The 1,527-nt window shown below is 70.0% G+C and carries 1 protein-coding gene; it reads right to left on the bottom strand.

Going from position 1 to position 1,527, the window contains the following annotated elements; translation table 11 throughout:
- Positions 1-839, bottom strand: an 839-nt coding sequence (locus AOK15_RS41300; RefSeq protein WP_055524432.1) for a substrate-binding domain-containing protein, incomplete at its 3' end; no start/stop codon positions are given.
- Between the last annotated feature and the right edge of the window lie 688 nt (positions 840-1,527).

Genomic DNA, 1,527 nt, shown 5'->3' with positions numbered 1-1,527 from the left:
TCGGCGTCCTGCCCGGTGACCGGCGGCACCTTGGAGACGCCGGCGGTCTTCAGGACGTCGATGACGGCACCCGCGATGCCGTCGTTGGCGGCGTAGACGGCGTCGATGTTGCCGGCGCCGAGCTTGGCGACGGCCTCCTCCATGTTCGCCTTGGCGACGACCGGGTCCCAGTCCTTGGTGTCGTACGTCTCGGAGATCGTCACCTTGTCGCCGAGTTCGGAGAGGGCGCCCTCCTTGAACATGGCGGCGTTGGGGTCGGTGACCGAGCCGTTCATCATGACGATCTTGTTGGCGGCGCTGTCGCCCAGCTTCTCCACCAGGGAACGGCCCTGTACCTGGCCGACCAGCTCGTTGTCGAAGGAGACGTAGCCGTCGATCGGGCCCTGGGCGAGCCGGTCGTAGGCGATGACCGGGATGCCGGCCTTGTCGGCGGTCTCGACGGCGCTCGCGATGCTCTTGGAGTCCACGGCGTCGACCACGATGATGTCGACCTTCTCGGTCACCATCCGCTCGAGCTGCTCGATCTGGGTCTCCGGGTCCTTGTCCGCGTTGGCGTACTGGACCGTCGCCTTGTTGTCGGTCAGTTCGGCGATCTTCCTCTTCATGATCGGAAGGTCGAACTGCTCGTAGCGCTTGGTGTCCTTGTCCGGGAAGAGAACGCCCACCGTGATGTCGTCGCCCTTCGTGGGGCTCGCCTCCGCGCTGCTGCCGACGTCCACGACCCCGCAGGCGGCGAGGGAGACGGCCGCGGCGGACGCCGCGACGGCGGTGGCGGTGCGGCGCAGGGCGGTACGACGTATACGGCTGGTGCCGGTCGTGCTGGTCTTACGGGCGTTCACATCAAGGGCCTTCCGGGCGTGGGTCGGCACTGAGACCCAGGTGGCTGAAAGCCAACGCGCTGATCACCGCAGCGTCAAGGAGTAATCACTTAACGAGATGACAACAGCGTTGTGTGGTCTCGGTGTGATGAGGGTAAAGCAAGGCGCTCGCGCTGTCGCCGCGCGCCCTTCACGGCCCGGGGGTCCGGGGGCGACGCGGGAAGCGGGGCGGACCGAACGGCGGCCGAGGCGGTGCCCGTTGACGCATCACGGGGGTCCGCGAGGGCGACCGCCGGGGCAGAGGTCCGAGGAGTGGGCAGGTCAGAGAGGGTGACCGGACTCACGAGGGTGACGCGGAGGCGGGCCGACGGGCGGACACGGACATGTGGGGGAAGAACGGGACGATCACCACGTACGGCCTCCCGCCGCGCCGCCCCTCGGGCACCGGGGCGGGGGCCGGCGGGTGGTAGACGTCACTCCGCACGGCCACCGCGCCGGGCCGAGTCACGAAGATCGCCGGGCTACGGGCCCACTGACCGCGCCCCGCCCCTTCGGTCACTGAGCGTCACCGGCGGGCTCTCCACGGGCCGAGGGTGGGGCCTGGCGCCAGGACCGGCCCGAGGGTCGAGGGTCGAGGGTCGAGGGGAGGAACCAGGGGCCAGGGCCGGGAGCCGAGGGCTACGCCAGGGCTGAGGGCAAGGGGCGGGGG

The sequence above is a fragment of the Streptomyces ossamyceticus genome, from assembly GCF_001418475.1.
Classification (GTDB): Bacteria; Actinomycetota; Actinomycetes; order Streptomycetales; family Streptomycetaceae; genus Streptomyces; species Streptomyces ossamyceticus.
This window is presented reverse-complemented; position numbering and strand designations above follow the sequence as displayed.